General features: G+C 64.5%; 1 protein-coding gene. It reads right to left on the bottom strand.

What is annotated here, in order from left to right:
- On the bottom strand, window positions 1-389 hold a 389-nt coding region (locus EOA60_RS37215), incomplete at both ends, for a DEAD/DEAH box helicase family protein (RefSeq protein ID WP_164899978.1).

Below are 389 nucleotides of genomic sequence, written 5' to 3'. Positions count from 1 at the left end.
GTCCTGGATCATCTGCTGCTCGAAGGCGGACGGCACGCCGATGAAGCGGAAGGCCGAATGGGTGATGATGATCGCGTCCCAGGTTGCCGTGGCCGCGCGCGACAGGAAGCGGTGCCGCTTGGCTAAAGAAAAATTGGTCTCGTCGGCGACGAGAATGCGCGCGTTGGGATAAAGCGCCAGGAACTCACGCGCCGCCTGCGCCAGGCAATGGCCGGGAACCACCAGCATGGCCTTGGCGATCAGGCCGAGCCGGCGCTGCTCCATGATAGCGGCCGCGATCGTCATCGTCTTGCCGGCGCCGACGGCATGGGCGAGATAGGTCGCGCCCGAGGCGATGATGCGCCAGATGCCACGCTTCTGGTGGTCATAAAGAACAAAGGCGCCAGAGG

The organism is Mesorhizobium sp. M1A.F.Ca.IN.020.06.1.1 (genome assembly GCF_004023265.1).
Classification (GTDB): domain Bacteria; phylum Pseudomonadota; class Alphaproteobacteria; order Rhizobiales; family Rhizobiaceae; genus Mesorhizobium.
This window is presented reverse-complemented; position numbering and strand designations above follow the sequence as displayed.